The organism is Methanoculleus sp. MH98A, from assembly GCF_000691865.1.
GTDB lineage: Archaea > Halobacteriota > Methanomicrobia > Methanomicrobiales > Methanoculleaceae > Methanoculleus.
This window is the reverse complement of the sequence record NZ_JMIO01000116.1, coordinates 1-2,399: the sequence shown is the minus strand read 5'-3', so window position 1 is coordinate 2,399 and position 2,399 is coordinate 1. Positions and strand designations below refer to the sequence as shown.

The 2,399-nt window shown below is 56.7% G+C and carries 2 protein-coding genes and 1 pseudogene; all 3 read left to right on the top strand.

Going from position 1 to position 2,399, the window contains the following annotated elements; all coding sequences use genetic code 11:
* Window positions 1-47 precede the first annotated feature (47 nt).
* Window positions 48-1,004, top strand: coding sequence for a hypothetical protein (locus EI28_RS11655; protein WP_048115022.1), 957 nt, complete (start codon window positions 48-50; stop codon window positions 1,002-1,004).
* 43 nt (window positions 1,005-1,047) lie between these two features.
* Entirely contained in the window at window positions 1,048-1,623 is a 576-nt protein-coding gene (locus tag EI28_RS11650; RefSeq protein WP_011842980.1) for a hypothetical protein, read from the top strand.
* A 502-nt stretch (window positions 1,624-2,125) separates the two neighbouring features.
* Window positions 2,126-2,399: pseudogene (locus EI28_RS11645) on the top strand (hypothetical protein); the annotation flags it as partial.

The following is a 2,399-nucleotide window of genomic DNA, read 5'->3' as shown; positions in this document are numbered from 1 at the left end:
CCGGAACGTCGTTCCTGTACGGTACGTACCAGTGTTGAGGTGATCACATGAACATGAAACTAATTGGAGTTAGTGCCGGTGTCCTGGCGCTTCTTGGAGTCATCTGCGTTGTCAGCATACCCGTGTTTTTCAGCGACAGTCATACACCTGACTGTGGTCAATCCAACCAGATAGGTGGCGTGAAATCGGCGGGTGCTGCAAACCTCACCTACACCGCCTCTGTTCCGTTCCCGCCGACGCCTGCGGAGGTTATCCTGTATCGGGTGCTGGAGCCGGAGATCACGACGGAACTTGTCTCATCGATGGCGGAGAAGATAGGCCTGAAGGGAACGGTGCGCGAATCGTACGACCAGATGCTGCTCTCCGATGAACCCCACTCGTTGGAGGTTCATATGAAGTCGGGGAGAGTCGCTCTGATTGATATCCCCCGTTGGATGAACCCGAACGACAAAGACCTGCCGGAAAGCCTTCCTTCGGACGATGAGGCGATCCAGATCGCAACACAGTACCTGGAGGAGACCGGGCTGATGCCCCCCGATGCAATCCTGTGTGGCGTTGCCCACCCCCAAATCGTTGAGTATAACGAGGATGGTGAGGTGATCGGTATCGCCTTTGAAGACGTCCAGGTCTCTTACTCCCGCACAATCGACGGTCGGCCGGTTGTGGGTTCGAAATTGACGGCTGAGATCGGCGGCGGCGGGGATATCCTGAATGTTTACAAACTCTGGAGAGACTATGCCCCGGAGAAGGAGATAGCAGTCATAACGCCACAGGAAGCTTTTGAAGAATTGAAGGCGACTGGGCTGGCGGTCGACGGAAAAGGCCCGACCGCGGTTATCACCGGGATCGAACTTGGGTATTATGAAGCACCGGCGATGGATGAGCCTACCTACCTCGTCCCGGTCTACATCTTCAGGGGCGAGGTGCGGGATGAGACCGGGGGAACCGCATTCGTCAGATACATCCCCGCGTCCCCCGACCTTGGGAGGGTATCCCGGCGGTAAAGTGACCGCCCCAGGTTCCTCTTCTTTTTCGGAGCGAAATTCTATGAAGAAGATTCTGTACCTCGTCATCACCTGTGCCGCCGCGGGCATGCTGGTCCTGGTTGGAATACATATACTCCCGAACCCGGATCTGCAAGGGCCGGGTGAGATACCGACGGAGGTTCCGGAGAACCGAACACCCCGCCCGACAGGCGTTCCCCGGGAGAATACATCATTTATCGAGATTCATCATGCAGGAGACCCGGGCGTTATCCTCTATCCAGGAGATCCCGGGTATCCTGCCATCGAAGCAGAGTGCCGCGAGCAGATCCGGAGCACCTGTGGTCAGTATAAGATGGGGTTCTCGCGGGTTGAGCTGGACGCCATGAAACAAAACGACACCTATGTCGCGATGCATCTCCCTGCTCCCACGAGATTCGAGACGGGTTATATCGTCGATGGGTCGCCGAAGGAGATCCTTGCAGACGAAGCGGTCTTCTTTCTGGATTTCGAGGACTGGCCGGAGAACATAATCATCATGCGACTGGGAGATGTTTGCGGGGTCTGGGACGCTTCGCGCGACCGGGAAAAACTTCGGGTTCTGGCTGATCCGTTTTTGGTCGGTCGGGCCGCGTCCTGACAGGCGTAGACGGTCAGTGGTATATATTTGCATTTCGTCTGTTCAAAACAGACCCGTCCAATCGGCAGAATACGATCAACGCCTCCGCGCCGGCAACCGGGATGTATGAGGGGAATAGTTTTCGGCGGTCTTTGCCGGGAACAACTGCGACGGTGCCCGGTTCCGTGGGGGGAGGTTCGACGAGCGTGGCAGGGCCGTGACCATTATCCCGGCGCCCGACGGCGGGTCCTGTCTCCAGGGGCAGGAATTATTGTCCTGCCATAAGAAGGTTTATGATGTGTTCGGTTCCAGCCGAACGATGACTGCTGATTTTATATGTTCTAACGACCCAGAATCGCATCGAGTGCCGCATGCGGTACCCGCTTGTGTGCGGGGGCACCCATCCCCGGTTGACGCCCCGAATGACACGCCCCGCAAGCCCGGAGGCAATGGAAGTGTATGCACTTCCTGCACTTGAAGGTATGCTCTTCCCGCCTCCGGGGAAAAACCGGAGGAAAAACAGATGAACGGAAAAATTGGACTGCGGGCATTCTCCACACTCCTGGCGATAATGCTGGTGAGTGTGGTGATGGTGCCGGCGATGGCAATGGATGCCGGGGCACTCGATATTGAGAAGCTGGACATCGTGGATCCTGCAACACTTCAGGAACGATCTCCCTCGTTCATCAGCGAACTCCGAAGCAAAGGATGTTCCGAAGAAGAGATTGCCGAGGCAATCCGTAGCCTGCCGCGAGTTTCATACCTTGACGGATGGACAGAGGCTGATGACGAACGGG